The following is a 26243-nucleotide window of genomic DNA, read 5'->3' on the forward strand; positions in this document are numbered from 1 at the left end:
CTCGTTCCACGTGGAACCCGGTGGCGGTTCGCCCGGTCACAGGCGCAGCGGCATCACCACGTGGCGGCACTTGTCGCTGGTCGCTTCCCGCACGAGGGCGGAGGAGTTGGCATCCCGCAGCTGCAGGATCACGTTCTCCTCCCGGAGCGCCGACAGGGCATCCAGCAGGTAGTTGACGTTGAAGCCGATGGCGAGCCCGTCCACCTTGGTGTCGGCCTCGATCTCCTCCTGGGCCTCTTCCTGCTCCGGGTTGTGCGCGCTGATCTTGAGCTGGCCCGGGGAGACCTCGACGCGGACCCCGCGGTACTTCTCGTTGGACAGGATCGCCGCGCGCTGCAGCGCGGCGCGCAGGACCTCGCGATCCACGTGGACCTCGCGGTCGGCGCCGATCGGGATCACCGCCTCGTAATCGGGGAAGCGGCCGTCGATCAGCTTGCTGGTGAAAGTGACGTCGTCGCGCTTGATGCGGATGTGGCTGCGCCCGACCTCGAGCTCCAGCTCGCGGTCGCCGCCTTCCAGCAGGCGCTGCAGCTCGGTCACGCCCTTGCGCGGCACGATGATCTGGCGCTTGGCGTTGGCTCCCGCCTCCAAGCCCGCTTCGCAGAGCGCCAGGCGGTGGCCGTCGGTGGCCACGCAGCGCAGGCTGTCCTCGCGCAGGTCGAACAGCAGGCCGTTGAGGTAATAGCGGACGTCCTGCTGCGCCATCGCGAACGCGGTGCGCTCGATCAGTTCCTTCAGGCCCGCTTCCGGCACCCGCACCCGCTCGGTGGCCTCCACCTCGTCCACCGACGGGAAGTCGTTGGCGGGCAGGCTCGACAGGGTGAAGCGGCTGCGGCCCGCCTGCACCGTCACCTTGTCGCCGGTCTGCGACACCGTGACCTTGCTGCCGTCGGGCAGGGCACGGACGATCTCGAACAGCTTGCGCGCCGGGATCGTGGTTTCGCCGTCCTGGGCGTCGTCCACCGCCTGGCGCGCGACCATTTCCACCTCCAGGTCGGTACCCGTCAGGGACAGCAACCCGCCCTGCACCTGCACCAGCAGGTTGGCCAGCACGGGCAGGGTTTGCCGGCGCTCGACCACGTTGACCACTTGAGCGAGCGGTTTCAGGAAGACTTCGCGTTGCAGGCTGAAGCGCATGCGGACCCCTTAGCGTTTGACTTGCGTGCCCAGGCTTTGAACAGAGGGATAAATCAAGGACGGTGGTGGAGCTTGTGTCGCTGAAATCCGGTGACAACTCACATAACTTGTTGATTAAACGTAACTTTTCTGGCGCGTAAGGCTGTGGGTCCGGGGCCGGGCAAGCGCGGCACAAGTTGTGGACAACTTTCGTGGCGCCCCGCGGCCGGCGACTTGTCCACAGCTTTCCCCCATCTGCTCCACCGGCCCCCGAGCGGTCACTCGCTGAGCTTGCGGATCAGCTTGTCCCAATCCTCACGCAGCTTGCCGTCCGTCTCGAGCAGGTGCTTGATCTGGCGGCAGGCATGCAGCACGGTCGTGTGGTCGCGGCCGGCGAACGCGTCGCCGATCTCCGGCAGGCTGTGCTCGGTCAGCTCCTTGGCCAGCGCCATGGCGACCTGGCGCGGCCGGGCCAGCGAACGGGTCCGCCGTTTCGACAACAAGTCCTTGATCTGCAGGCCGTAGTAGTCTGCCACGACCTTTTGGATATTGGCGATGCCGATCGCGTGCTGCTGCGCCCGCAGCAGGTCGCGCAGCGTCTCCTGGGCGAACTCCTGGGTGATCGCCCGCCCGGTGAAGTTGGCCCGCGCCGCCAGCGTGTTCAGCGCGCCCTCGAGGTCGCGCACGTTGGAGCGCATCTTCTTGGCGATCAGGAAGGCCACGTCCTCCGGGATCACGGTGCCGCGCTCGCGCGCCTTGGACAGCACGATCTGCGCGCGGGTCTCGAAGTCGGGGGGATCGATCGCCACCGACAGGCCCCAGCCCAGGCGCGACTTCAGCCGCGGCTCGAGGCCGTCGACCTCGCGCGGGTAGCGGTCGCAGGTCAGGATGATCTGCTGCTTGCCGTCGAACAGCGCGTTGAAGGTGTGGAAGAACTCCTCCTGCGTGCGGTCCTTGCCGGCGAAGAACTGGATGTCGTCGATCAGCAGCGCGTCGATGCCCTGGAACTGGCGCTTGAACGCTTCCATGCCGCCGCTGGTCTTGTCGTACAGCGCCTTGGTGAAGGCGCTCATGAACTGCTCCGAGCGCATGTACATCACGCGCATGCCGGGGTTGTTGGCGCGCATGGCGTTGCCGGCGGCGAACATCAGGTGGGTCTTGCCCAGGCCGGTGCCGCCGTACAGCAGCAGCGGGTTGTGCGCGCGGTCGCCGGGCTTCTGCGCGGCCTGCCAGGCCGCAGCGCGGCCGAGCTGGTTGCTGCGGCCCTCGACGAAATTCTCGAAGGTGTAGTGGCTGTCGAGGTGGCCCTGGAAGGTCTCGGCTGTTGCTGCAGGGCGCGCGGGCGGCACGCTGGCCGGCGCGGGCGCGGGCTTCTTGCGCAGCGATCCGATCTCGAGGCTCACCTGGTCGCTGCCGGCGAAGTGCGAGAGCAGTTCGCGGATGCGGTCGAGGTAGCGGCTGCGCACTTCTTCCATGACGAACGCGTTGGGGGCGTACAGGACGAAGGCGTCGTCGCGGAGGCTGGCCTGCAGGGGCTTCAGCCAGGTATGGACGTCCTCCGCCGGGAACTCGGCTTCGAGGCGTTCGAGACAACGGGGCCAGGCATCCATGGACACAGTATGGGGCGCACTACCAACGAAAGCGCGGCCCGCATTGGCAGGCAACACGGAACGCGCGAAAGGGATGCAGCAGGGTACCACTGGGATGGCAACCCAAGTCGGGGGCGGCAACGTTTGAGTCGCGGGGTGGAGCACTCCGCATTCCGCAGGCTCCATGCGGAGCACTCCACCCCGATCGACCCTTGGTCGGCCCTTGCGTTGCAGCTGGCTTCGGGGGGAACCAGCTCACGACCTCGCGGTGTCCCGGAGGAGGGGAGGGAGATCGCTCGAATGGCACATGGTGAAAAAACACCATGTTCCATGCGAGCGTGGAGCCGGCAGCCGGGACCACCGCCCCGAGGTCGTGAGCTTGTTCCCCACTCCCCAGCGCCAGGGAGCCGCCCGCGCAGGGGTCATGGGGCCGGGGTGTGCCCGCCGAACGGCGGGTGCGCCCCGGCCCCTCCCTCCAATCGAACTGACCCGGCACGCCAGCCCCACATTGACCCGGATCCCAGGAACCCCGTATCATTCCGAGTCTTTTCCGTCGGTTACCCGATACAGAATCCAGCCATGGCCACCAAGCGCACCTACCAGCCCAGCAACCTCAAGCGCAAGCGCGACCACGGTTTCCGTGCCCGCATGGCGACCGCCGACGGCCGCAAGATCCTGGCCCGTCGTCGTGCCAAGGGCCGCAAGCGCCTCTGCGCCTGACCGCGCCGGCCGCAGTCGCCGGCCGATGCCTTCCCGAAACACCTTTCCCCGCGCCGCCCGGATCCGGGCGAGCGCGGATTTCGCGCGCGTGTTCGACGGCGCCAGGCGGACCAGCGCGCCCGAACTGAGCCTGCACTGGCTGCGCGACGGCGCACCGCCGCGCCTGGGCCTGGCGGTCTCGCGCAAGGTCGATCCGACCGCCGTCGGCCGCAACCGCATCAAGCGCCAGCTGCGCGAAGGCTTCCGCCAGCTCCGGCCCGGCCTCGCGCCCGGCGCCTACGTGGTGGTCGCCCGCGCACCCGCGCGCACCCTGGACAACGCCGCCCTGCGCGCGTCCTTCGAGGCATTGCTGCGCCGTGCCGGCGCGTTGCCGCCCCCTGACCCGACCGGCACAATGGCCGGCTGACCAAGCAGTTCCGAGCAATGAACCAGACCCGTACCTTCCTGCTGTTCGCCTGGCTCGTCGTGGCCACCCTGCTGTTCATGGCCTGGAGCCGCGAGCAGGTGGCACCGCCGCCGTCCCCGGAGGCTGCCGCCGCCAGCCAGCAGGCCGCAGGCGATGGCGCCGTGCCGGAACTCGTGCCGGGCGCGGTGCCGAGCGTCCCCGCCGCGGCGCCGACGATGTCGGCGACGCCAACGGAGCAGGCGGCCGATGCCGCCGCCGCCACGCCGACCGTCACCGTCACCACCGACGTGCTGCGCGTGGCGCTGGACGGCGGCGCCGTGCGCCAGGCCGACCTGCTCGGCTACCCGCAGACCACCGAGGCGGGCAGCGATCCGATCCGCCTGTTCTCGGCGGACGCGGCGACCTTCTACCAGGCGCAGAGCGGCTGGGTCAGCAGCACCGGCGCCGCGCCCACGCACGAAGCGGCATTCGTGCCGGTCGGCGGCGAGCGGAACTACGCGCTGCGCGAGGGCCAGGACACGTTGTCGGTGCCGTTCGAATGGACCGGCCCGGACGGCGTCACCATCCGCCGCACCTGGACCTTCGGCCGCGGCGAGTACGCGGTGAAGGTGGTGGACCAGGTCGTCAACCAGGGCAGCGCGCCCTGGCAGGGCTACGTCTACCGCCAGCTCGTGCGGGTGCCGCCGGTGATCGAGACCGGCTTCACCAAGCCCGAGTCGTACAGCTTCCACGGCGCCGCCTGGTACAGCCCCACGGACAAGTTCGACAAGCGCAAGTTCGAGGACTTCGCCGAGGACGGCCCCTTGAACAAGCAGGTCACCGGCGGCTGGATCGCGATGCTCCAGCACCACTTCTTCACCGCCTGGATCCCGGCCGCGGGCGACACCGGCACGTTCTCGCTGGCCACCACCCGCGGCGCCGGCGGCCAGCAGCAGGCACTGGTGCGCGAGCTCGGCCCCGGCGTGCAGGTCGCGCCCGGCGCAAGCGCCCAGGTCGAGGCGCGGCTGTGGGTCGGGCCGAAGCTGGTGGACCAGATCGAGGCGCAGCAGGTGCCGGGCCTGGAGCGCGCGGTCGACTTCAGCAGCTTCGCGGTCATGGCCTGGATCGCCGAGTTGCTGTTCGCGGTGCTGTCGTTCCTGCACGGGATCTTTGGCAACTGGGGCTGGGCGATCATCGGCCTGGTCGTGCTGATCAAGGCGCTGATGTATCCGCTGTCGGCGGCGCAGTACAAGTCGGCGGCGAAGATGCGCAAGTTCCAGCCGCGCATCGAACAGCTCAAGGAACGCTACGGGGACGACAAGCAGAAGTTCCAGATGGCGATGATGGAGCTGTACAAGAAGGAGAAGATCAACCCGGTCGGCGGCTGCCTCCCGCTGCTGCTGCAGATGCCGGTGTTCCTCGCCCTGTACTGGACGCTGCTGGAAGCGGTCGAACTGCGCCACGCGCCGTGGATCGGCTGGATCCAGAACCTGACCGCGCCAGACCCGTACTTCATCCTGCCGGCGATCAACATCGCGGTGATGTGGGCGACCCAGAAGCTGACCCCCACCCCGATCGCCGACCCGATGCAGCGCCGGATGATGCAGTACATGCCGGTGGCCATGGGCGTGATGTTCGCGTTCTTCCCGGCCGGCCTGGTGCTGTACTGGGTGACCAACGGCGCGCTCGGCCTGGTGCAGCAGTGGTGGATGCTGCAGAAGTACGGCGACAAGGCGCCGAAGAAGGCCTGAGCCCGGGCGATGGTGGACGACACGGACACCATCGCCGCGATCGCCACCGGGGCCGGCGCCGCCGGCGTCGGCATCGTCCGCCTGTCGGGCGGGCGCAGCGCGGGCATCGTCGCCGCGCTCACCGGTCGCGAGCCGCCGCCGCCGCGGCAGGCGGTGCATGCGCGCTTCCTCGACGCCGAAGGCGAGGCGATCGACGACGGCCTCGTGCTTCGCTTCGTCGCGCCGGCCAGCTTCACCGGCGAGGACGTGGTGGAACTGCAGGCGCACGGCAGCCCGGTGCTGCTGCGGCAGCTGCTCGCGCGCTGCGTCGCGCTCGGTGCGCGCATGGCGCGGCCGGGCGAGTTCAGCGAGCGCGCGTTCCGCAACGGCAAGCTCGACCTGGCCCAGGCCGAGGCGGTCGCGGACCTGATCGCCGCCGGCGACGCGCAGGCCGCGCGCGCCGCCCGCCGCTCGCTCGACGGCGCGTTCTCGCGGCGGGTGGACGCGATCGCCGACGCGGTGCTCGCGATGCGCGTGCAGCTCGAGGCCTCGATCGACTTCGCCGACGAACCGCTGGAGACGATGGCCCTGGACCGGCTCGCCGGCGAACTCGACGCGATCGCGCGCGAGCTCGATGCGTTGCTCGCCGACGCCGAGCGCGGCCGCCGCCTGCGCGACGGCCTGCACGCGGTCATCGTCGGCCCGCCCAACGCCGGCAAGAGTTCGCTGCTCAACGCGCTGGCCGGCAGCGACCGCGCTATCGTCACCGACATCGCCGGCACCACCCGCGACCTGCTGGTCGAGTCCATCCACAGCGACGGCGTCGCCTTCACCCTGGTGGACACCGCCGGCCTGCGCGAGGGCGGCGACGCGATCGAACGCGAAGGCATGCGCCGCGCGCGCGCCGAGCTCGAGCGCGCCGACCTCGCGGTGGTGGTGCTCGACGCGCGCGACCCCGACGCCGGCCGGCGCGCGGTCGCCGATGCCGTGGCCGGCGTGCCGCGGGTGTTGTGGCTGCACAACAAGGCCGACCTGCTGCCGGCGGGCACCCCCGGCCCCGGCGACGCCGACAGCCTGCTGGTCTCGGCGCGCACCGGTGCAGGGATCGAGGACCTGCACCGGCGCCTGCGCGGGCTGGTGCTGGGCGACGGGGCAGGGGCCGACGACGCCTTCAGCGCGCGCGCGCGCCATGTCGACGGCCTGCGCCGGGCCGCCGGCGACCTTGCCGCCGCCCACGCCGCGCTGGCCCCGGCCAGCGTCGAACTGGCGGCGGAATCCCTGCGCGCGGCCCACGACGCGCTCGGGGAGCTGGTCGGCAAGGTGCTGCCCGACGCGCTGCTGGGCCACGTCTTCTCCACCTTCTGCATCGGCAAGTAGGACCCGCCCGCCGGCGGCTCCCGGGCCGGCCCTCGAGAACGCGAACTGCGTCACAGAACCCCGCCACCGGGCCACGGCCAGGCCCGCCGCTGGGCGTCGGGTGTTGACAAATCGGGCGCCATGTCGCGTCCTAAGCGGACGTGCGCACGCACGGCTAGGGGAGCTTTTCGATGTTTTCTGCCAATGCCTCGCGGCCGGCCTGGTTCCGGCTGTCCGCCATCGTCCTCGTCGCCTGCGCCTTCGCCGGCTGCAAGAAGGACCAGACAGACACCCCGGCCGCGGGGACCGAGCAGGCCGCGCCGGCCACGGAGGCCGCCGAGCAGCCCGCGGTCGCCAGCGAGGTCGAGGCCATGAGCGCCGACGAGCTGCGCGACGCCGCCGGCACGGCGCTGCGCGAGCAGCGCCTGTACGCCCCGGGCGGCAGCAACGCCATGGAGTACTACCTGGCGCTGCGCGACAAGCAGCCGAACGACCCGGCCGTGGCGAGCGCGCTGACCGACCTGCAGCCCTACGCCCTGATCGCGACCGAGCAGAGCATCGGCCGCGACGACTTCGACGAGGCCCAGCGCCTGTACGCGCTGCTCGAGAAGACCGATCCGCGCCATCCCGCGCTGCCGCGCCTGCAGAAGGCGATCGCCGACGGCCGCACCGAGCTCGCCGAGCGCCAGCAGCGCGAGCAGTTGCGTGCCGAGGAAGAGGCCGAGCGCCGCGCCGAGATGGAGCGCCAGCGCCTGGCCGACCAGCAGCGTGCCCAGCAGGAAGCCGCCCGCCGCCTCGAGGAGGAGCGTGCAGCGCAGGAAGCCGCGCCGCCGCCGTCCACCCCGCAGCAGCGTCCGGCCACGGCCACCACCCAGCCGGCGGCCAGCCAGCCCGCGCCGCAGCCCGCGGAACAGCCGGCCGCGCCGCCGCCGGCACCGCGCGTCTCGAACACGCTGCGCCCGGTCAGCCTGCCGCCGCCGGACTACCCGCGGGTCGCGCAGCGTCGCGGCATCGCCGGTTCGGTGGAGGTGGAGTTCACCGTTGGCACCGACGGCACCGTGACCTCCTCGCGCGTGGTCAGCGCCTCGCCGCCGCGCACCTTCGACCGCGCCGCGCTGTCGGCGGTCGACCGCTGGCGGTTCGAGCCGATCGGCTCGCCGATCACCACCCGCCGCACCATCGAGTTCAAGCCCGCGAACTGAGCGCGGCGACGCAACGAAAAAGCCCGGCCGGAGCCGGGCTTTTTCTTTTCCGCGGCCGGGTCCGCCTCAGGCCGAGACCGCCAGCTTCTCCTGGTGGTAGCGGCGCACCGCGACGAACCACAGCACCGCGACCATCGCCAGGCCCGCACCCACGTAGACGGCCCACTGCTGCGCAGCGATCGCCTCGCCGCGGATCACCTTCACCAGCATCTGGTTCTGCGCAAGGAACGGCACCGCGAACATCCACAGCGCGTCCTTCACCGGGTTCACCATCAGGATCAGCGTCGGGATCATCGGCAGCAGCACCAGCGCGCCGGTGTAGCTCTGCGCTTCCTTCACCGACTTGGCTCCGGCGGCGATGCAGGTGAGCAGGGTGCCGCCCAGGAACACCATCGGCAGCAGGATCAGCAGCATCATGCCGATCTCCGGCATGCCCACCGCCATCTGCCGCGAGATGCCGCCGGCCAGGTTGGCGCCGATCTTGAAGCCGAGCAGGGTCAGCAGCAGCGCGACCACGCCGACGCTGCAGGCCGCGGCGATCTTGCCGCTGACGATCGCGCCGCGCCGTGCCGGCGTCGCCAGCAGCGGCTCGAGCGATTGCCGCTCGCGCTCGCCGGCGGTGGTGTCCACCACCAGCTGCATGCTGCCCAGGAAGGCGAACAGGATCAGCATGTAGGGCAGCATCATCGCGGCCAGCGTGGCGCCGCGCGCCTCCGGCGTGGACAGGTCCTTGCGCGTCACCATCAGCGGCGCGGCTACCTGTGGGTTGATGCCGCGCGAGAGCAACCGCAGCGCGCCGACCTGCTGGCTGTATCGCTGCAGCGCGCCTTCGAGCCGGCGCACCGGGATCGAGGAATCCTGCCGGGTCGAATCGTGCACGACCTCCACCAGCGCCGGCTTGCCCGCGCGCCACTGCTCGGCGTATTCCTCGCCGATGCGCAGGTAGACGTCCTCCGACTGCGAGCGGATCGCGGCATCGGGGTCGGCGACCTCCTTGCGGTCGATCCCCTGCGCGTCCAGCCACGCGACCAGGTTGGGTGCGTGCTCGGCGCCGACGATGGCGACTTCGAGCGCCTGCTCCATCTGCTCCTGGGCCTTGCTTTCGCCCATCTTGGCCAGGCCGATGACCAGCAGCGGCGCCAGGATCGGCCCCATCAGCAGGCTGAGCATCAGCGTCTTGCGGTCGCGGACGAGTTCCTTGAGTTCCTTCTTCCAGACGATGGCGAGCGCCTTCATGCCTGCAGTCCTTCTTCGGTGCCGATGAGCTGGACGAATGCGTCCTCGAGGTTGTCGCGGCCGGTCTGCGCGCGCAGCGCGTCGGCGCTGCCGTCGGCGACCACCCGGCCCTGCGCGATCACGACGATGCGATCGCACAGCGCGGCCACCTCCTGCATGATGTGGCTGGAGAAGATCACGCAGCGGCCTTCGCTGCGCAGCTCGCGCAGGAAGTCGCGCAGGCCGCGCGTGGTCATCACGTCCAGGCCGTTGGTCGGCTCGTCGAGGATCACGTTGCGGGGGTCGTGCACCAGTGCGCGCGCGATCGCGGTCTTGGTGCGCTGGCCCTGCGAGAAGCCCTCGGTCTGGCGATCGAGGAAGTCCTCCATCTGCAGGGCCTCGGCCAGCACCCGGGTGCGCTCGGCGATCACCGCCGGCGACATGCCGTGCAGCTCGCCGAAGTAGCGGATGTTCTCGCGCGCGGTGAGGCGCTTGTAGACGCCGCGCGCGTCGGGCAGCACCCCGAGCGCGCGGCGCGCGGCCTCGGGGTCGGCGGCGACGTCGCGGCCGTCCACCAGCACGCGCCCGGACTCTGGCCGCATCAGCGTGTACAGCATCCGCAGCGTGGTGGTCTTGCCGGCGCCGTTGGGCCCGAGCAGACCGGTGATCTCGCCGTCGCGCGCCTCGAAGCCGACGTCGTCCACCGCGACCACGCGCTCCTTCGACTTGCCGCGGCCGGGAAAGGTCTTGCGCAGGTGTTCTGCAATGATCATGAGCGGTTCCTCACGGCTCCCAGCCGTTGAAGGTGGTGAAGGGCGGGGTGTAGCCGAGGTCGTCCAGGCAGTCGGTCTCGAGCGCCTTCGCGTCGGCGGTGGCGATGAAGCGCCCCATCAGCTTGGGCATGCAGCCGACGCCGAACACGTTGTGGCCCTGGCCGCGCAGCACCAGCAGGCGGCCGTTGGGCAGGTGCTCGACGACCTGCTCGCCGTAGCGCGGCGGCGTCACCGGGTCGAGCTCGCCCTCGAGCACTAGCGCGGGCACGTCGGTCGCCAGCGGCTCGTGGAAGTCGGCCGGCATCGCGCCCTTCGGCCACACCTCGCACTGGCGCGCGAGGAAGCCGGTGAGCAGGTTGCCGAGCAGGGAGCCCTCGGCGGCGGGGTCGTCGCGCAATCCGTGCGCATCCTCGGCGCAGATCACCGAGAGCTGCATGCCCATCGCCATTTGCCCCTCGATGTTCTCGGTGAGCATGTGCGCGAGCGCGGCGAAGTTGTCGTAGCGCCCCTGCGCCGCCTCGTGGATCTGCAGCGGCAGCAGCGAGGCGGCCATCGGCACGTAGGCGTACATGCGGAACAGGCCGGCGACCATCTCCGGGCGCAGCCGCTCCTCGCGCATCTCGCCGGTGGACGGGTCGCGGTAGTGGACCAGCGGAGGATCCGCGCGCAGCGTCGCCATCAGCCGGTCGAGCTGGTCGCGCGGATCGCCGACCTGTTCGGTGCAGGCCTCGGACTGCGTGCACTGCGCGAACTGCAGGTCGAGCGCGCGCTCCAGGTTGAGCGCGAAGTCGTTGCCGAGGATCAGTTCGTTGGGCGCGACCGAGTCGAGCACGATGGTGCGGGTGCGGTCCGGATGGCGCATCGCGTACTGTTGCGCCACGCGCGTGCCGTAGGACACGCCGACCAGGTTGACCTGTTCCACGCCGAGCGCCTTGCGCACGCTCTCGAGGTCGCGCACCGCGTCGGTGGTGGTGTAGAAGCGCAGGTCGGCCTTTTCCGACAGCGCGTCGCGGCATTCCGCGGTGGCGCGGACGGCGGCTTCCGGCGTCGGCTCCAGCAGTTCCTCGCCGAAGTCGCACTCCAGGCGGTTGGAGCCGCCGGTGCCGCGCTGGTCGAGCAGGATCACGTTGCGCTGGTCGAGCACCTCGCGGAACGCGGCGGCCGCGGCCGGATAGACCTCGGTCGCGGCCTGGCCGGGACCGCCGGCGAGCAGGAACACCGGGTCCGGCGCGACCTCGGCGTCCTCGTCGGGCAGCACCCAGGCGATGTTCAGCGCGACCTGGCGGCCGTCGGGCTCGGCCGGGTTCTCCGGCACGCCGTAGCTGCCGCACTGCGCCTCGATGCCGTCCACGCCGAACGGCGAGGACAACGTGCACGGGCGGAAGGCGATGTCGCCGTACATGCGCGGCGGCGCGGTCGTCGCGGCGACAGGCGCCTCGCTTGCGGCGTCGGCGGCAGCGGTGTCGGCCGTGGCCACGTTGTCCTGGTAGTAGCGGTAGCCGAAGATCCCCGCGGCAAGCAGCACCACCAGTCCCAGCCTGATCTTGCGTGATCGGTCCATCATTTCTCTCCGTGGATTCCGTCGGGCAGGAAGATCGCCTCGATGGGTTCGCCGAACAGGCGCGCCAGCTTGAAGGCCAGCGGCAGGCTCGGGTCGTACTTTCCGGTCTCGATCGCGTTCACCGTCTGGCGCGAGACCTGCAGGCGCTCGGCCAGCTCGCCCTGCGACCAGCCGAAGCGCTCGCGCAGTTCGCGGATGCGGCTGTCCATGTCAGCGGAAGCGCCTCGACACCAGCGCCTTGGCGAAGCCGTAGACCAGGCACACCAGCGGGAACACCCAGATCATCGCCGCGCCGGCGGGCACGTCGATGACCCCCGCGAGCTGAAGGAAACCGCCGGCCATGTACAGCAGCGACACCAGCGCGGTCGCGAAGCTCACCGCCTCCAGTTCGATCCGGCGCTGCAGCTCGTCGGTGTCGCGGATGTAGCGGATGACCGCGCGCAGCGCGAGCCCGATCGGCACCACCGGCAGCAGCGCCACCAGCGCGCGCAGGGCGGTGTCGTCGATCCGCTTCAGCAGCCACAGCGAAACGGTCAGCAGCACCACGTAGGCGACCATCGCCGGCATGAATTCGCGCAGGTAGCGGCGGCGCAGTCCGGGGGTCGCTTCGTCGCAGTCGCCCCCGCCCAGCAGGCGCAGGCAGGCGGCGAGCAGCAGGCCGGCACCCGCGCCTCCCACCAGCCCTTGGGCCAGGTGCGCCGAGGGGACGAAGAAGTGGAGGCCGAATGCGGCCAGCAGCAGGGCCGAGCCGAGGCCGGCAAGGAATCCGGGGTGGCGATGCATGGCGGGTTCTGTCAAGCGAACTTGACAGGCACATTAGAGGGCGTCCGGGCGTCTGTCAAGGGAGCTTGACAACGGGTCGCGGCGCCAGCGCCGCTCCTACGGGCTTACTTGCTGCTGACGTACTTCTCGCGGCGGATCTGGCGGACCTCGAAGCCGGCTTCCTTCAAGGCCTCGAAGCAGGCGTCCACCATGTTGGGGTTGCCGCACAGGTAGGCGATGTCGGTGGCCGGGTCGGGGGCGAACTCGGGCAGGAACTGCTGCACGTAGCCGTGGCGCACGTCCGCGTGCGGCTCGGCGGGCAGCTCGCGCGAGAAGCAGGGCACGAAGCGGAAGTGCTCCGGGTGCGCGTCGGCGAAGGCCCGGAACTCGTCGCCGTAGAGCAGCTCCTGCGGGGTGCGCGCGCCGAACAGGAGCACCACGCGCGTGCCGCGCTCGCGGATGCGTTCCTCCAGCAGCGGCAGCATCGCCCTGTAAGGGGTGACGCCGGTGCCGGTGGCGATCAGCAGGTAACGCGCGTTGGTGTCGCCCGGCAGGAGGCAGAAGCGCCCGTAGGGGCCGCTGGCCTGGACGCAGTCGCCGATCTCCAGGCCTTCGAACAGGGCGGTGGCGGCGCCGCCGGGCACGTAGCTGACCGCGATGTCCACCAGTTCCCCCGCGTCGCCGGCCTCGTCGCTGCGCGTGGCCAGCGAGTAGGAGCGCTTGGTCGGGGTGCCGTCGCCGTAGGCGAAATGCACCTGCAGGAACTGGCCGGGAACGAACGTGAGCGGTTCGCCGTCGGCGCGCGTGAACGACAGGTGCGCGACGCCGGGCGCAAGCATCCGGCGCGCCACGAGCCTGAGGGGGAACTGGACGATCGGCACCTGCCTATACTACCGGCTTCGCAACGCTCGGCGCCGCCTGGAGCAGCGCCCGCGGCCTGGAGAATCGATGTCCCCCGCACTGCTGATCGAGGACCTGCGCAAGACCTACGACAACGGCGTCACCGCGCTCAAGGGCGTGTCGCTGGAGGTGGCGCCAGGCGATTTCTATGCCCTGCTGGGCCCCAACGGCGCCGGCAAATCCACCCTGATCGGGATCGTCAGCTCGCTGGTCAACAAGACCTCCGGCGAGGTGCGCGTGTTCGGCACCGACATCGCCACCGAGCGCGGCGCGGCGATGCGCCAGATCGGGCTGGTGCCGCAGGAGATCAACTTCAACATGTTCGAGCGCCCGCTCGACATCCTGGTCAACTACGCCGGCTTCTACGGCGTGCCGCGCGCCGAGGCGACCGAGCGCGCCGAGCAGGAGTTGCGGCGCGCGTTCCTGTGGGACAAGGCCGGCAAGATGGCGCGCACGCTCTCGGGCGGCATGAAGAGAAGGCTCATGATCGCGCGCGCGATGATGACGCAGCCGAAGCTGCTGATCCTCGACGAGCCGACCGCCGGCGTGGACATCGAGATCCGCCGCGGCATGTGGCGCGACCTGCGCGAGATCAACGCCGCCGGCACCACCATCATCCTGACCACGCACTACCTCGAGGAAGCGGAGAGCCTGTGCCGCAACCTCGCGATCATCGACCACGGCACCATCGTCGAGCGCGGGCCGATGCGCCAGCTGCTGGCCAAGCTCGACGTCGAGGGCTTCGTGTTCGACGTGGACGGCGCGCTGCCGGAGCGGCTGCCGGAGATCGCCGGGGCCACCCTGCTGGCGCGCGACGCCAACACCCTCGACCTGGAGATGCCGCGCTCGATGGACCTCAACGTCGTGTTCGCGCGCCTGAGCGAGGCCGGCATCCGGGTCCGCTCGATGCGCAACAAGAGCAACCGCCTGGAGGAACTGTTCGTGCGCATGACCGGGCAGGAAGCACGCGCGGAGGCCGCCGCTTGAGCGCCCTGGAGCGGAGCATCGCCAGCCGCAACCTGACCGCGCTGTACACGGTGGCGCGGCGCGAGGTGTCGCGGATCCTGCGCATCTGGAGCCAGACGCTGGTGCCGCCGGCGATCACCATGACGCTGTACTTCCTGATCTTCGGCGGGCTGATCGGGTCGCGCGTCGGCGAGATGGACGGCATCCGCTACATGGACTTCATCGTCCCCGGCCTGGTGATGATGAGCGTGATCCAGAACAGCTACGGCAACATCTCGTCGAGCTTCTTCGGCGCCAAGTTCGGGCGCCACGTCGAGGAACTGCTGGTCAGCCCGATGCCCGACTGGGTGATCCTGGGCGGCTACGTCGCCGGCGCCGTGCTGCGCGGGCTGATGGTCGGCGCGATCGTGCTGTGCATCGCGATGCTGTTCACCACGGTGCGCATCCCGCACCCGCTGGTGACGCTGTCCACGGTGCTGCTGGGCGCGACCATCTTCTCCCTGGCCGGCTTCATCAACGCGGTGTTCGCCAAGAAGTTCGACGACGTCGCGATCGTCCCGGTCTTCATCCTGACCCCGCTGACCTACCTGGGCGGCGTGTTCTATTCGGTCAAGCTGCTGCCGGGCTGGGCCGAGACCATGACCTACGCCAATCCGATCTTCTACATGGTCAACGCCTTCCGCTACGGCCTGCTCGGCACCACCGACGTGCCGCTGGCCGTGGCCTACGCGCTGATGCTGGGTTTCATCGTGGTGCTGGGCTGGCTGTCGCTGTGGCTGTTGAAGCGCGGCACCGGACTGCGAAGCTGATCGCAAACCCGGCGTCGCGGGGGGTTACCATCGCCGGCAGGCGGGTGGAGGGGTAGGCGGGATGAATGCCGTTGCCGAGATCACGCAACTGCTGCGCAAGGCCGAGGACGGCGACGGCACGTCGCTGGACGCCGTCTTCCGCGCGCTGTACCCGGAATTGCGCCAGCTCGCCGCCGCGCGCCTGCGCGGCAACCAGGACACGCTGTCGCCCACGGTGCTGGTGAACGAGTTCTACCTGCGGCTGCACGAAGGCGGGCCGCTCTCGCTCAACAGCCGCCACCACTTCTTCGCCGCGGCCGCCAAGGCGATGCGCTGGATCATCGTCGACCAGGCGCGCCGGCGCAGCGCCGCCAAGCGCGGCGGCGACCTGGTCGAGGTCACCCTCAGCGAGCGTCTTTCCGGCAAGTCGCAGGACGAGGAGGTGCTGGCCCTGCACGAAGGGCTGGACGCGCTGGACGCGATCAGCCCGCGCCGCCGCGAGATCGTCGAGCTCCGCTATTTCGGCGGCTTCGAGTTCCGCGAGGTCGCCGAGTTGCTGGGCTGCTCCGAACGCACGGCCAAGCGCGAGTGGGCGCATGCGCGCGCCTTCCTGCACGCCTGGCTCGCCGAATCCGTATAGGGGGAAGGAGCCCGGGCCGCCGGGCAAGAGGGAGCGGGTCGCATGGGGAACCGGGACGAATCGTCCGAGTGGCGGATCGCAGACGAGGTGCTCGGGCGCCTGCTGGAACTGCCGCCGACCCTCCGCCGCGGCCGGCTTGAGGCCATGGACCTGGCCCCGGCGGTGCGCTCGCGCGTGGAGCGCATGCTGGAGGCCTTGCGGGAGGACGGCGACGGCATCCTCGACCGGCCCGAGCGGGTGGCGGCGATGCTGCAGGCCGACGCGCTCTCGGGCCGGCGCCTCGGCCGCTGGCGGCTGGATGCGGAGATCGGGCGCGGCGGCATGTCCGTGGTCTACCGCGCGACCTCCGGCGAGGGGCCCGCCGGACAGGTCGCGGCGGTGAAGGTGCTGACTCTCGGCACGCTGGCCGAGGGCGGCCGTCGCCAGTTCCTGCGCGAGCAGGCCTCGCTGGTCCGGCTGCGGCATCCGTACATCGCGCCCCTGTTCGACGCCGGCGTCGCCGACGACGGCACGCCGTGGCTGGCGATGGCGCTGGTCGAGGGCACCCGGATCGACGCCTGGTGCGACGCGCGCGGCCTGGATGCGCGCGCGCGGGTGCGGCTGGTGCTGCAGGTCTGCGAGGCGGTGGCGCACGCGCACCGCAACCTGGTGATCCACCGCGACATCAAGCCGTCCAACGTGCTGGTGGACGAGGACGGCCGCGTGCGCCTGCTCGATTTCGGCATTGCCCGCGCGGTGGATGCCGAGGGCGAGGCCACGACCACCATGCTGCGCGCGCTCACCCCCGGCTACGCCGCACCCGAGCAGGTTGCCGGCGCACCCGCGGCGACCACCATGGACGTCTACGGCATCGGCGCGCTGCTGCACCGCCTGCTCGCGGGCAGCCCGCCGTCCGGCGACGGCGCGGGGCGGCTGCGCGGCGACCTCGGCGCGGTCGTCGGCAAGGCCCTGGCCACGGACCCGGAGCACCGCTACTCCAACGTGGAGGCGCTGTCCGCCGACCTGGACAACTGGCTCACCGGGCGGCCGGTGGCCGCGCGGGCGCCCAGCGTCGGCTACCGCACGCGGAAGTTCGTCGCCCGCCACCGCCTGCCGCTGGCGGGCGCCGCGGCGCTGCTGTTGCTGCTGCTCGCAGGCATCGCCAGCACCGTGCACCAGATGCAGCGCGCCCGCGGCGAGGCGCAGCGCGCGCTCGCGGCGCAGGAGCGCGCCGAGGCCGCGCGCGAGGAGGCGGACGCCCATCGCAGGTACATGTCGCGCGTGTTCGCGGTGCTGGTGCCGTCGCAGGAAGGCGACCGCGAACTCGACCGCGCCAGGATCCTCGAACAGCTGGTCGAGGATGCACGCGAGCAATTCGCCGCGCGGCCGGCGCTGCTGTCCAGCGTGGAGCTCGACCTGGGCATGATCGCGCAGCGCCTGGAACAGTACGACCGCGCCCAGGCGTTGCTCTCGTCTTCGCTGGAGCGCCGGGTCGCGGAATACGGCGGCGACCACCTGCTGGTCGCCGAGGCGAAGGCGGAACTCGGCAAGGCCCTGCGCGGCGGCAAGGACCCCGACAGGGCGCGCGCCGAAGCGCTCCTGGGCGAGGCGGTCGCCACCTTCCGGACGCTGGACGCGCCGGCCAAGGTGCGCATCCCCGCGCTGCTGGTCCACGCGGTCGCCCTCGAGGAGCAGGGGCGCAACGACGACGCGCTCGCCGACCTCGCCGAGGCGGCGACGCTGTGCCCGGGCGAGGTGCCGGCCGAGCCCTTGTGCGAGCGGGTGCTGCTCTATCGCGGGATGATCGCCGGGCGCGCCCTGCGCACCACCGAGGCGCTCGAGGCCCTGCGCCCGCTGTATGCGCTGCGCAGCGCGCGCTACGGCGAAAGCCACGCCAGCACGCTGATCGCCGGAACCCAGCTCGCCGACGCGCTGCTGGCGGCAGGCAAACCGGCCGACGCGGCCGCGCTGCTCGAGTCGGTGCGCGAGCGACAGGCCCGGGTGTATCCGGAAGACCACGGCGAACGGGTGGTCAGCGCGAACCTGCTGGCGCGTGCCTACCTGGGCAGCGGGCGGGTGGACGACGCGCGCGGCCTGTACGCGTGGGTGCTGGAGCGCGGCGCGGCGATCGGGGGCAACAACACCACCGCCGCGCATGCGCACCTCGGAGCCGGCTTGCTGGAACAGCGCGACGGCAGGTACGCCGCGGCCGACGCGCACCTGCGCAAGGCCTACGACATGTTCGTCGCGATGCAGGGAGAGGCCAGTCCTGCGGCCGTCGCCACCCTCGGCTACCGCGCGGATGCGCTGCGCGAGATGGGCCGCCTGCGGGAGGCGGAGGCGATGCACGTGGCGGCGCTGGAAGGCACCCGCGAGGCCTTCGGCGCGGACAGCCCGCGCGTGGCCTCGCGGCTCGCCAACCTGGCGCGCAGCCGCGTGCTGCTCGGCCGCGCCGACGCGGCACTGGCCGACTACGACGCCGCGCTCGCACTGTACCGCAAGGCGCAGGAGGACAACCCCGGGGAGACAGGCGTCGCAGCGGTGCAGGCCTGGCGCAGCCGCGCATTGCTTGCGCTGGGCCGCGACGCCGATGCGCTGGCGGGCGTGCGCGCGGCGGTCGCGGAGCTCGAACGCCTGGGCGCCACCGACCAGCGCGAATACCGCGAGGCGCAGGCGTTGTTGACCGATACCGCGTGCCGGCTGCATGCGCCGGACTGCGCGGACCTGCGCGCCGCCAGCGCGCGCCTCGCCAATGCCGGCCAGGTCCCGGGCCGCGCGCGCGGGATGCTGCAGGCGGCGGCGGAAGGAACCCCATTGCCGTGAACACGGACGCGACCTGGCAAAACGCGGACGCGGTCTTCGGCGAACTCATGCGCGTGCCGCCGACCGTGCGGCCGGCGCGCCTGGCCGCCATGGACCTGCCCGAGGCCGTGCGGGCACGCGTCGAACGCATGCTGCAGGCGTTCCACGACGATGCCTCCGGCATCCTCGACGAGCCGAGGACGATGACCGCGGCGCTGCAGGTGGGCGCGCTGGCCGGCAGGCGGCTCGGGCGCTGGCGCCTGCAGGGCGAGATCGGGCGCGGCGGCATGGCGGTGGTGTACCGCGCCGTGTCCGTCGAAGCGCCGGAAGGGCAGGCCGCCGCGGTCAAGGTCCTGACCATGGGCACGCTGGCCGGCAGCGGCAGCCGCCAGTTCCTGCAGGAGCAGGCCTCGCTGCTGCGCCTGCGCCATCCCTACATCGTTCCGCTGCTCGATGCGGGCGTCGCCGGGGACGGGACGCCATGGCTGGCGATGGCGCTGGTGCAGGGCGAGCGCATCGACGCCTGGTGCGAGCGCCAGGCCCTCGGCCAGCGCGCGCGGATCGTGCTGGCGCTGCAGGTGTGCGAAGCGGTGGCCCATGCGCACCGCAACCTCGTGATCCACCGCGACATCAAGCCGTCCAACGTGCTGGTGGACGAGGACGGGCGGGTGCGCCTGCTCGACTTCGGCATCGCGCGGCCGATGGACGGGGTCGCCGATCCCACCGTGACCGGGATGCGGGCGCTCACGCCCGGCTATGCCGCGCCGGAACAGCGCGCCGGGGAGCCGCCGACCACCGGCATGGACGTCTACGGGCTCGGCGCGCTGCTGTACCGCCTGCTGACCGGCGGGGTGCCGAAGCCGGGGCACGCGCGGCCGCCGCGCGGCGACCTCGGACTGATCACGATGAAGGCGCTGGCCGAACGGCCGGAGCAGCGTTACCCGAGCGTCGAGGCGCTGGCGGACGACCTGGGTCGCTGGCTCGACGGCAAGCCGGTGCGCGCACGGCGCCCGAGCCTGCGCTACCGGCTGGGAAAGTTCGCCGCGCGCAACAAGTTGCTGGTGGCCAGTGCCGCGGTGCTGTTGCTGGTGCTCATGGGCGGCGTCACCGCCACCCTGTGGCAGGCCGGCATCGCGCGCGAGGAAGCGATGCGTGCGCGCCAGGCCGCGGCGGGATCCGAGGCGCAGCTCGCCTACCTGCGCAGCGTCCTCGAGGTCCTGGCGCCGGCGACGCCCGAGACGGCATCCCTCGATCGCCACCAGGTCGTCGCCGAGGCCGCGCTCCGGGCTTCCCGCGACCTGGCCGACCGGCCGGCGCTGCTGGCGAGCGCGCGGCTGTCGCTCGGCGACATCGCCCAGCGCATCGGCGACTACCCGCTGGCGCACGCGCTGTTCGACGAAGCCGCGACCGCGCGCCGGGACCTGTTCGGCGCCGACAGCGGCGAGTACGGCGAGGCGCTCGCGCTGCTCGGCAGCAGCACCGCCCACGTCGCTCCGGCGGACCCCCAACTCGCGGAAGCCCGCCTCGCCGAAGCCGTGCGCCTGCTGGAGGCGCACCGCCCCGGATCCGCGGCGCTGGCTGGTGCATTGGCCAGGCATGCCGCGGCATTGGCCGACCTCGACCGGATGGACCAGGCAGCGGCCCGGCTCGAACGTGCCGCCGCGCTGTGCCGGGACGAGGCGAGTGCCGTGGAGTCCTGCGACGAAGTCTGGCTGGCGCGCGGCCAGCTGCTGGTCCGCCGCGGGCGGGCCGCCGACGCGATCGTCCCGTTCCGGCAGCTGCTCGCATGGCGCGGCGACCGGCTCGGCCAGACCCACTCCGCCACCGCCTTCGCGCGCGGCCTGCTCGGCTACGCGCACTCGCTGGACGGCGACCACGAACGCGGGATCGCGCTGCTCACGGAAGCCGACCGGGCACTGCGCGACGCCAACCGCAGGCCGACCGCGCAGACGCTGATGACCCTGCAGCACCTGGGCGAGGCGCTGGTCCGCGCGAACCGCGTGGAGCAAGCCGTGGCGATCCACCAGCGTTGCATCGAGCAGGCCGGCGTGCTGTTCGGCGAGGACAGCGAGGAACTCGCGCTGGCGCTAAGCCAGTACGGCGGGGTGCTGATGCAGCAGGGCCGCTACCGCGAGGCCGCCGCCGGCTACGCGCGCAGCCACGCCATCTACCGCGCGCTCTACGGGCCGCGCTCGGCGGCGGCGGCGATCACCCTCGGCAACCACGCCGATGCGCTCGGCGAGTCCGGCGACCTCGTGCAGGCGCTGGAGCTGGCGCGCGAGGCGCTGGCCGGTTACCGCGAATCGCTGGGCGATGCGCATCCGCGCACCGGCGTGATGTGGGGCAAGCTCGGCGACGAACTCCTCGCCAACGGGTTCGCGCAGGAAGCGCTGGCCGCCTACGACAGCGGGGCTGCCACCCTGGGGCAGGCGGCGGGCAGGATGGAACGCCAGGCATTGGCGGTGGTGCGCGCCAAGCGCGCGCTGGCGCTGTCGGCATTGCGGCGCGTGCCCGAGGCGCTGCGCGATGCACGCGAGGCCGAGGCCGAGCTGCAGCGCCTCACCGGCGGCGAAGGCGTCCACCACGGGCTGGCGCTGGCGTCCCTGGTACAGGTCGCCTGCCAGGTCCGCGCGCACGATTGCGGCGCGTTGCGCCAGCGCGCGCGCCGCGCGCTCGAGGACCCCGCGCAACCGGCCGACCGGCGGCTCCGCCTGGAGCGCGCGCTGGCCGCGGTCAGCCCCGGGCCGGCAGCCTGAAGAAGGCCTCCGCGGTGGCGGTGGTGGCGGCGGCGGTGCGCGCCGGGTCCTCGCCGCGGTCGCGCGCGAGTTCCTCGACGATGTGCGGCAGGTACATCGGCTCGTTGCGCCGGTGCGAGGGCTGCGGGCGCACGGTGCGCGGCAGCAGGTAGGGCGAGTCGGTCTCGACCATCAGCCGGTTTGCCGGGACGTGCCTCACCAGCTCGCGCAGGTGCAGGCCGCGGCGCTCGTCGCACAGCCAGCCGGTGATGCCGACGTGCCAGTCGCGGTCGAGGTAGGCGAACAGTTCCTCGCGGGTGCCGGTGAAGCAGTGCACGACCGCCGGGCCGATCCGACCCTCGAACTCGCACATCACGCCCATGAAGTCGTCGTGCGCATCTCGCTGGTGCAGGAACAGCGGCTTGCCGTTGCCGGCGGCGATCTCGAGCTGGCGCTCGAACGCCTTGCGCTGCGCCGGGCGCGGCGAGAAGTCGCGGAAGTAGTCCAGGCCGCACTCGCCGACCGCGACCACTTCCGGATGCGCATGCAGTTCCAGCAGCTCGGCGTGGCATTCGTCGGTGTATTCGCTGGCGTGGTGCGGGTGCACCCCGGCGGTGGCGAACAGCACGCCGGGATGCGCGCGGGCGAGGGCCAGCGCCTTGGGCGAGCCCTCGCGCGAAGCGCCGGTGACGACCATGCGTCCCACGCCCGCGTCGCGCGCGCGTTCCATTACCGCATCGCGGTCGTGGTCGAAGCTGTCGTGGGCGAGGTTCACGCCAATGTCGATGAGCTCGATGTCGATCTGGTCCATGCCCGGATTATCCTGCATGCGTGGACGCCCCTGCCTTTCCCATCGCGACGTTGCTGCCGGAGGTGCGCGCCGCGCTGGCCTCGGGCACGCGCCTGGTGCTGGAGGCGCCGCCGGGCGCGGGCAAGACCACGCAGGTGCCGCTGGCGCTGCTCGACGCGCCGTGGCTGGCGGGGCGCAGGATCGTGCTGCTGGAACCGCGCCGGGTGGCGGCGCGCGCGGCCGCGGGCTTCATGGCGCGCCAGCTCGGCGAGGAAGTCGGCGGCACGGTCGGCTACCGCATCCGCTTCGAGAGCCGGGTGTCGGCGCGCACCCGGATCGAAGTGGTCACCGAGGGCATCCTGACGCGGATGCTGCAGGACGATCCGACGCTCGACGGCATCGGCGCGCTGCTGTTCGACGAATTCCACGAGCGCCACCTGGCGGGCGACCTCGGCCTGGCGCTGGCGCTGGACGTGCAGGCGGGGCTGCGCGAGGACCTGCGGCTGGTGGTGATGTCGGCGACGCTCGACGGTGAGCGGCTGGCCGGCTTCCTCGATGCGCCCCGCCTGTCTTCCGAAGGGCGCGCGTTCCCGGTCGCGATCGCGCACTTCCCGGCGCGGCGCGAGGAGGCGCTGGCGCACCAGGCGCGGCGCGCGGTGCTGCATGCGCTCGCCGGACACCCCGGCGACGTGCTCGTGTTCCTGCCGGGACGGCGCGAGATCGCACGCACGCGCCAGGCGCTCGACGACCTCGGCGCCGAACTGCTGGAACTGCACGGCGACCTGCCGGTCGCGCAGCAATCGCGCGTGCTGCAACCGGCCGGCGACGGTCGCCGGCGCGTGGTGCTGGCGACCAACGTCGCCGAGTCGAGCGTGACCCTGCCCGGCGTACGCGTGGTGGTGGACAGCGGGCTGGCGCGCGAACCGCGCTTCGATCCCGGATCGGGTTTCCCGCGCCTGGACGTGGTGGCGGTGTCGCAGGCCTCGGCCGACCAGCGCGCCGGCCGTGCCGGCCGCGTCGCCGAGGGCTGGGCCTACCGCCTGTGGCCCGAGTCGCAACGGCTCGAACCGCAGCGTCGTCCCGAGATCGCGCAGGTGGACCTGGCCGCGCTTGCGCTCGAGCTCGCCGCGTGGGGGAACGACGCGCTGCGCTTCCCGGACCCACCGCCGCCGGGCGCGCTGGCGTCGGCGCGCGACCTGCTGCGGCGGCTCGGAGCGCTCGGCGGCGACGCGATCACGCCGCTGGGCCGGCGCATGCTGGCGCTTGGCACGCATCCGCGGATCGCGGCCATGCTGCTCGCGCCGGACGATGCCGGCGGGCGCGCGCTCGCCTGCGACCTGGCCGCGCTGCTGGAGGCACGCGATCCCCTGCGCACGCGCAGCGATGCGGTCGCCGAGCGCTGGCAGGCGCTGGCGGCGTTCCGCGCCGGGCGGGTGGCGCCGGAGGCGAGCCGCAGCGCGCTGGCGTCGATCGACGCGGCGGCCCGGCAGTGGCGCAAGCGCCTCGGCGCCGGCCCGCCGCCACCGGCGCACGCGGCTGCGCACCAGCTCGGCGACCTGCTGGTGCACGCCTTTCCCGATCGCATCGCGCACCGGCACGCGCGTGCGCCGCTGCGCTACCAGTTGGCGAACGGGCGCATGGCCAGCCTGTTCGAGGACAGCGCCCTGCAGGGCGAGCCGTGGCTGGTGGCCAGCGAGCTGCGGCACGAAGCCGGCGACGCGCGCATCCTGCGCGCCGCGCCCGTGGACGAGGCCCGGCTGCGCCGCGACTTCCCGGAACGCTTCCGCGAGCGCGACAGCGTGCGCTGGGATCCGCAGCGCAAGGCACTGGTCGCGCAGCGCGAGTCGCGCTTCGACGAGATCGTGCTCGAGGCGCGCCCGGGCGGGCGCGTGGACCCGGCGCTGGCGGCGCCGGCGCTGCTGCAGGCCGTGCGCGAGCTCGGCCTCGGCGTGCTGCCCTGGAGCGAGGCGCTGGCGCAGTGGCGCGTGCGGGTGCAGGCCCTGCGCCACTGGATGCCGGAACTTGCCGACGCGCTCCCCGATCTCTCCGACGCGACGTTGCTGGCGCGCGCGGACGACTGGCTGTTGCCGGCGCTGGCAGGCCTCTCCGGGCTCGATGCGCTGAGCGCCGACGCCCTGGCCGGCGCGCTGCAATCGGGCGTGGACTGGGGCCTGCGCCAGCGCATCGACCGGCTGGCGCCGGTGCGGATCACGGTGCCCTCGGGCATGGAGCGCCGCATCGACTACGCGCTCGAGCCGGACGGGACGCCGCGCCCGCCGGTGCTGGCGGTCAAGCTGCAGGAGCTGTTCGGACTGGCCGAGACCCCGCGCATCGCCGACGGGCGCATTCCACTGCTGCTGCACCTGCTGTCTCCGGCGGGCCGCCCGCTGCAGGTCACCGCCGACCTGCGCAGCTTCTGGGAAACCACCTGGCCGGACGTGCGCCGGGAAATGAAGGGGCGCTACCCGAAGCACCCGTGGCCGGAGGATCCCTGGACCGCGCGCGCGACCCATCGCGCCAGGCCGCGCGGATGAATGGCGCGGCACCGCCGCGCCTGCCTACACGCACGCTCGACGCGGCGCCCACGACACTGTCCCGCGACCCATGACCTTGCAGGATCACGCCATGAACGCACTGACCACGCTGCCCGAACAAGCCCTGCGCGTCGCCGGCCAGGTCGGCGAAAGCCTCCGCGACAAGGTGCCAGACGGCGCGCTGAAATGGGTCGAGACCGGCGCCGCGCTCGCCGCGGTCAAGACCGGCGGGCGCGTGGCCACCGGCTTCGTGCGCCGCAACCCGGCGGTGGCCGTGGCCGCGGTGGCCGGCGCGGGCCTGCTGTGGATGGCCGCGCGCCGCCGCAAGCAGCGGATGCAGGCCGAGGAGGAGGCCGACTCCGGCACCCGGCGCGTCGAGGCGCGCCGTAGCGGCGCGCGCAAGCGCACGACCCGGCGCACGCGCGCGAGCGCGTCGAACGGCGCGGACGCGTCCGCGTCCTGATCAGGCGGTGGCCGGCACCGTCTCGGCGGCGGCCGGCAGTTCGATCACGAAGCGGGCGCCGCCGCCCTCGCGGTCCTCGTACCAGAGGTTGCCGTCGTACTCGGCCAGGATGTGCTTGGCCAGCGACAGCCCGAGCCCGCTCGACAGCCCGTTCGCGGGATCGGTGTCGCTGAGCCGGGTGAACGGCTTGAACAGCTGCGGCTGGCGCGCCTTGGGCACGCCCGGGCCGCGGTCCTCGACCAGCAGCTGCCAGAACCCGGGCGCACTCGAGCGGATGGACAGTTCGATCGGGCTGCCCGGGGCGTACTTCATCGCGTTGCTCACCAGGTTCTCGGCCACCTGGCGCAGCACCAGGCCGTCGATCGCGACGTGGCTCTTCGCCGCGGGCGTGTTGAGCTGCATGCGCAGGCCGCGGCTCTCGAGCTGCAATTCGTAGCGCTGCACCAGCCAGTCGATGACCTCGTGCAGCGTGGTGGCGGCCACCACCGGCTTGCGCTGGCGCGCGCTGCTGGCCTGGGTCTCGAGGTAGCGGCGGATGTAGCCGAGGGCGTCGCCCGCGCTCTCGTAGATCATCTCCAGGTAGCGCGGCACGCGCTCGGGCTTGCAGCCGTCGTTGCGCAGCACGTCGCTCGCGAACAGCACGCTGCTCAGCGGATTCTTGAGGTCGTGCGCGACCAGGTTGACCAATTCCTGGCGCTGGCGCGCGACGCGCTCGAGGCGGTCGCGCGTGAGCTTGAGCCCGACGTGCGCGGTGACCCGCGCGAGCAGCTCCTCGGGGATGAAGGGCTTGGTGACGTAGTCCACCGCGCCGGCGTCGAACGCGCGCAGCAGCATGTCGCGGTCCTGCGCGGCGGTGAGGAAGATGGTCGGCAGCTTGCGCAGCTCGGGATGCTGCTGGATCTGCTCGAGCAACTCGAAGCCGTCCATGCCCGGCATCATCATGTCCAGCAGCAGCAGGTCGGGGACCTGTTCGGTCGCGAGCGCGAGCGCTTCCTCGCCGTTGCCGGCGGTCAGCACCTCGTAACCGTGCCGGGTCAGCAGCGAACTGACCGCGCGCAGGTTGGCCGGCTGGTCGTCCACGACCAGGATCCGGCCGCCGGGGTTGGCCGTGGTGCTGGAGGGGCTATCGTCGGTGCTCAAGGGCATCTGGCCTTCCGTAGCGGGCACGCCGACGGCCACGGTAGCAGAAGCGGCCATATGCGCAGGTCAAGAACATGACCGGTTCAGATTCGTGCGC

The 26243-nt window shown here is 72.0% G+C and carries 22 protein-coding genes; 12 read left to right on the forward strand and 10 right to left on the reverse strand.

Going from position 1 to position 26243, the window contains the following annotated elements:
* Positions 1-36 precede the first annotated feature (36 nt).
* Positions 37-1137, reverse strand: coding sequence for a DNA polymerase III subunit beta (dnaN, locus tag E4F25_RS08125; RefSeq protein ID WP_140909655.1), 1101 nt, complete (start codon positions 1135-1137; stop codon positions 37-39).
* Positions 1138-1394: 257 nt separating this feature from the next.
* Complete coding sequence (gene dnaA / locus E4F25_RS08130; RefSeq protein WP_140909656.1) at positions 1395-2726, reverse strand: chromosomal replication initiator protein DnaA; 1332 nt, start codon at positions 2724-2726, stop codon at positions 1395-1397.
* A 558-nt stretch (positions 2727-3284) separates the two neighbouring features.
* On the opposite strand from dnaA, the gene rpmH reads away from it, so the two are divergent.
* The 5 genes from rpmH to E4F25_RS08155 all read left to right on the forward strand — a co-directional run bounded on the left by rpmH (position 3285) and on the right by E4F25_RS08155 (position 8098).
* A complete protein-coding gene (gene rpmH / locus E4F25_RS08135) occupies positions 3285-3425 on the forward strand; it encodes a 50S ribosomal protein L34 (protein ID WP_031374044.1) in 141 nt (46 codons plus the stop codon).
* A 25-nt stretch (positions 3426-3450) separates the two neighbouring features.
* Positions 3451-3831, forward strand: a complete 381-nt coding sequence (rnpA, locus tag E4F25_RS08140; protein WP_140909657.1) for a ribonuclease P protein component — start codon at positions 3451-3453, stop codon at positions 3829-3831.
* Between the two features lie 17 nt (positions 3832-3848).
* Positions 3849-5561 carry a membrane protein insertase YidC gene (gene yidC, locus E4F25_RS08145; protein WP_140909658.1) on the forward strand — a complete coding sequence of 571 codons (1713 nt, stop codon included), beginning with the start codon at positions 3849-3851 and terminating at the stop codon, positions 5559-5561.
* Positions 5562-5570: 9 nt separating this feature from the next.
* Positions 5571-6917 carry a tRNA uridine-5-carboxymethylaminomethyl(34) synthesis GTPase MnmE gene (mnmE, locus tag E4F25_RS08150; protein ID WP_140909659.1) on the forward strand — a complete coding sequence of 449 codons (1347 nt, stop codon included), beginning with the start codon at positions 5571-5573 and terminating at the stop codon, positions 6915-6917.
* Between the two features lie 170 nt (positions 6918-7087).
* Positions 7088-8098 (forward strand): energy transducer TonB, encoded by a 1011-nt coding sequence (locus E4F25_RS08155; RefSeq protein WP_140909660.1) that lies wholly within the window; start codon positions 7088-7090, stop codon positions 8096-8098.
* Positions 8099-8164: 66 nt separating this feature from the next.
* On the opposite strand, the gene E4F25_RS08160 is transcribed toward E4F25_RS08155, so the two are convergent.
* From E4F25_RS08160 to E4F25_RS08185, 6 genes are all read right to left on the reverse strand, one after another.
* Positions 8165-9334 (reverse strand): ABC transporter permease, encoded by a 1170-nt coding sequence (locus E4F25_RS08160; protein ID WP_140909661.1) that lies wholly within the window; start codon positions 9332-9334, stop codon positions 8165-8167.
* Entirely contained in the window at positions 9331-10086 is a 756-nt protein-coding gene (locus E4F25_RS08165) for an ABC transporter ATP-binding protein (protein WP_140909662.1), read from the reverse strand. The genes E4F25_RS08160 and E4F25_RS08165 overlap by 4 nt, the downstream gene beginning before the upstream one ends.
* A 10-nt stretch (positions 10087-10096) precedes the next feature.
* Positions 10097-11647 (reverse strand): alpha/beta hydrolase, encoded by a 1551-nt coding sequence (locus E4F25_RS08170; protein ID WP_140909663.1) that lies wholly within the window; start codon positions 11645-11647, stop codon positions 10097-10099.
* Entirely contained in the window at positions 11647-11856 is a 210-nt protein-coding gene (locus E4F25_RS08175) for a helix-turn-helix transcriptional regulator (protein WP_140909664.1), read from the reverse strand. The genes E4F25_RS08170 and E4F25_RS08175 overlap by 1 nt, the downstream gene beginning before the upstream one ends.
* Before the next feature lies 1 nt (position 11857).
* Positions 11858-12430 carry a hypothetical protein gene (locus tag E4F25_RS08180; protein ID WP_140909665.1) on the reverse strand — a complete coding sequence of 191 codons (573 nt, stop codon included), beginning with the start codon at positions 12428-12430 and terminating at the stop codon, positions 11858-11860.
* Positions 12431-12534: 104 nt separating this feature from the next.
* Positions 12535-13290 (reverse strand): FAD-binding oxidoreductase, encoded by a 756-nt coding sequence (locus E4F25_RS08185; protein ID WP_140909666.1) that lies wholly within the window; start codon positions 13288-13290, stop codon positions 12535-12537.
* Between the two features lie 67 nt (positions 13291-13357).
* On the opposite strand from E4F25_RS08185, the gene E4F25_RS08190 reads away from it, so the two are divergent.
* The 5 genes from E4F25_RS08190 to E4F25_RS08210 all read left to right on the forward strand — a co-directional run bounded on the left by E4F25_RS08190 (position 13358) and on the right by E4F25_RS08210 (position 21240).
* Positions 13358-14296 (forward strand): ABC transporter ATP-binding protein, encoded by a 939-nt coding sequence (locus E4F25_RS08190; RefSeq protein WP_140909667.1) that lies wholly within the window; start codon positions 13358-13360, stop codon positions 14294-14296.
* Positions 14293-15084, forward strand: a complete 792-nt coding sequence (locus E4F25_RS08195; protein WP_140909668.1) for an ABC transporter permease — start codon at positions 14293-14295, stop codon at positions 15082-15084. Before E4F25_RS08190 ends, E4F25_RS08195 begins: the two co-directional genes overlap by 4 nt.
* A 61-nt stretch (positions 15085-15145) precedes the next feature.
* Positions 15146-15703 (forward strand): ECF-type sigma factor, encoded by a 558-nt coding sequence (locus E4F25_RS08200; protein ID WP_140909669.1) that lies wholly within the window; start codon positions 15146-15148, stop codon positions 15701-15703.
* 42 nt (positions 15704-15745) lie between these two features.
* A complete protein-coding gene (locus E4F25_RS08205; RefSeq protein ID WP_140909670.1) occupies positions 15746-18505 on the forward strand; it encodes a serine/threonine-protein kinase in 2760 nt (919 codons plus the stop codon).
* Positions 18502-21240: a serine/threonine-protein kinase gene (locus E4F25_RS08210; protein WP_140909671.1), complete on the forward strand. Its 2739-nt coding sequence runs from the start codon at positions 18502-18504 to the stop codon at positions 21238-21240. The genes E4F25_RS08205 and E4F25_RS08210 overlap by 4 nt, the downstream gene beginning before the upstream one ends.
* On the opposite strand, the gene E4F25_RS08215 is transcribed toward E4F25_RS08210, so the two are convergent.
* On the reverse strand, positions 21218-22015 hold the full coding sequence (locus tag E4F25_RS08215) for a TatD family hydrolase (protein WP_140910387.1): 798 nt from the start codon (positions 22013-22015) through the stop codon (positions 21218-21220). The two genes, E4F25_RS08210 and E4F25_RS08215, sit on opposite strands and share 23 nt — an antisense overlap.
* Before the next feature lie 35 nt (positions 22016-22050).
* On the opposite strand from E4F25_RS08215, the gene hrpB reads away from it, so the two are divergent.
* Together hrpB and E4F25_RS08225 are read left to right on the forward strand one after the other, a co-directional pair.
* A complete protein-coding gene (hrpB, locus tag E4F25_RS08220; protein ID WP_140909672.1) occupies positions 22051-24543 on the forward strand; it encodes an ATP-dependent helicase HrpB in 2493 nt (830 codons plus the stop codon).
* A 91-nt stretch (positions 24544-24634) separates the two neighbouring features.
* The gene (locus E4F25_RS08225; protein ID WP_140909673.1) at positions 24635-25006 is read left to right on the forward strand and encodes a hypothetical protein; all 372 of its coding nucleotides are present in this window, start codon (positions 24635-24637) and stop codon (positions 25004-25006) included.
* Here the strand turns inward: E4F25_RS08225 and E4F25_RS08230 are convergent, their stop codons facing one another.
* The gene (locus tag E4F25_RS08230; RefSeq protein WP_181168244.1) at positions 25007-26152 is read right to left on the reverse strand and encodes a hybrid sensor histidine kinase/response regulator; all 1146 of its coding nucleotides are present in this window, start codon (positions 26150-26152) and stop codon (positions 25007-25009) included. It abuts the gene before it with no gap.
* Between the last annotated feature and the right edge of the window lie 91 nt (positions 26153-26243).

Source organism: Cognatiluteimonas lumbrici (assembly GCF_006476065.1).
GTDB lineage: Bacteria > Pseudomonadota > Gammaproteobacteria > Xanthomonadales > Xanthomonadaceae > Cognatiluteimonas > Cognatiluteimonas lumbrici.

Excerpts from the sequence above, each read along its gene's own strand:
- mnmE (WP_140909659.1), top strand. The coding sequence starts at position 5,571 with ATGGTGGACGACACGGACACCATCGCCGCGATCGCCACCGGGGCCGGC.
- E4F25_RS08205 (WP_140909670.1), top strand. The coding sequence starts at position 15,746 with ATGGGGAACCGGGACGAATCGTCCGAGTGGCGGATCGCAGACGAGGTG.
- E4F25_RS08155 (WP_140909660.1), top strand. The coding sequence starts at position 7,088 with ATGTTTTCTGCCAATGCCTCGCGGCCGGCCTGGTTCCGGCTGTCCGCC.
- E4F25_RS08175 (WP_140909664.1), bottom strand. The coding sequence starts at position 11,856 with ATGGACAGCCGCATCCGCGAACTGCGCGAGCGCTTCGGCTGGTCGCAG.
- E4F25_RS08200 (WP_140909669.1), top strand. The coding sequence starts at position 15,146 with ATGAATGCCGTTGCCGAGATCACGCAACTGCTGCGCAAGGCCGAGGAC.
- rpmH (WP_031374044.1), top strand. The coding sequence starts at position 3,285 with ATGGCCACCAAGCGCACCTACCAGCCCAGCAACCTCAAGCGCAAGCGC.
- E4F25_RS08180 (WP_140909665.1), bottom strand. The coding sequence starts at position 12,430 with ATGCATCGCCACCCCGGATTCCTTGCCGGCCTCGGCTCGGCCCTGCTG.
- E4F25_RS08190 (WP_140909667.1), top strand. The coding sequence starts at position 13,358 with ATGTCCCCCGCACTGCTGATCGAGGACCTGCGCAAGACCTACGACAAC.
- E4F25_RS08230 (WP_181168244.1), bottom strand. The coding sequence starts at position 26,152 with ATGCCCTTGAGCACCGACGATAGCCCCTCCAGCACCACGGCCAACCCC.
- dnaN (WP_140909655.1), bottom strand. The coding sequence starts at position 1,137 with ATGCGCTTCAGCCTGCAACGCGAAGTCTTCCTGAAACCGCTCGCTCAA.
- E4F25_RS08225 (WP_140909673.1), top strand. The coding sequence starts at position 24,635 with ATGAACGCACTGACCACGCTGCCCGAACAAGCCCTGCGCGTCGCCGGC.
- yidC (WP_140909658.1), top strand. The coding sequence starts at position 3,849 with ATGAACCAGACCCGTACCTTCCTGCTGTTCGCCTGGCTCGTCGTGGCC.
- rnpA (WP_140909657.1), top strand. The coding sequence starts at position 3,451 with ATGCCTTCCCGAAACACCTTTCCCCGCGCCGCCCGGATCCGGGCGAGC.
- E4F25_RS08165 (WP_140909662.1), bottom strand. The coding sequence starts at position 10,086 with ATGATCATTGCAGAACACCTGCGCAAGACCTTTCCCGGCCGCGGCAAG.
- E4F25_RS08170 (WP_140909663.1), bottom strand. The coding sequence starts at position 11,647 with ATGGACCGATCACGCAAGATCAGGCTGGGACTGGTGGTGCTGCTTGCC.
- E4F25_RS08160 (WP_140909661.1), bottom strand. The coding sequence starts at position 9,334 with ATGAAGGCGCTCGCCATCGTCTGGAAGAAGGAACTCAAGGAACTCGTC.
- dnaA (WP_140909656.1), bottom strand. The coding sequence starts at position 2,726 with ATGGATGCCTGGCCCCGTTGTCTCGAACGCCTCGAAGCCGAGTTCCCG.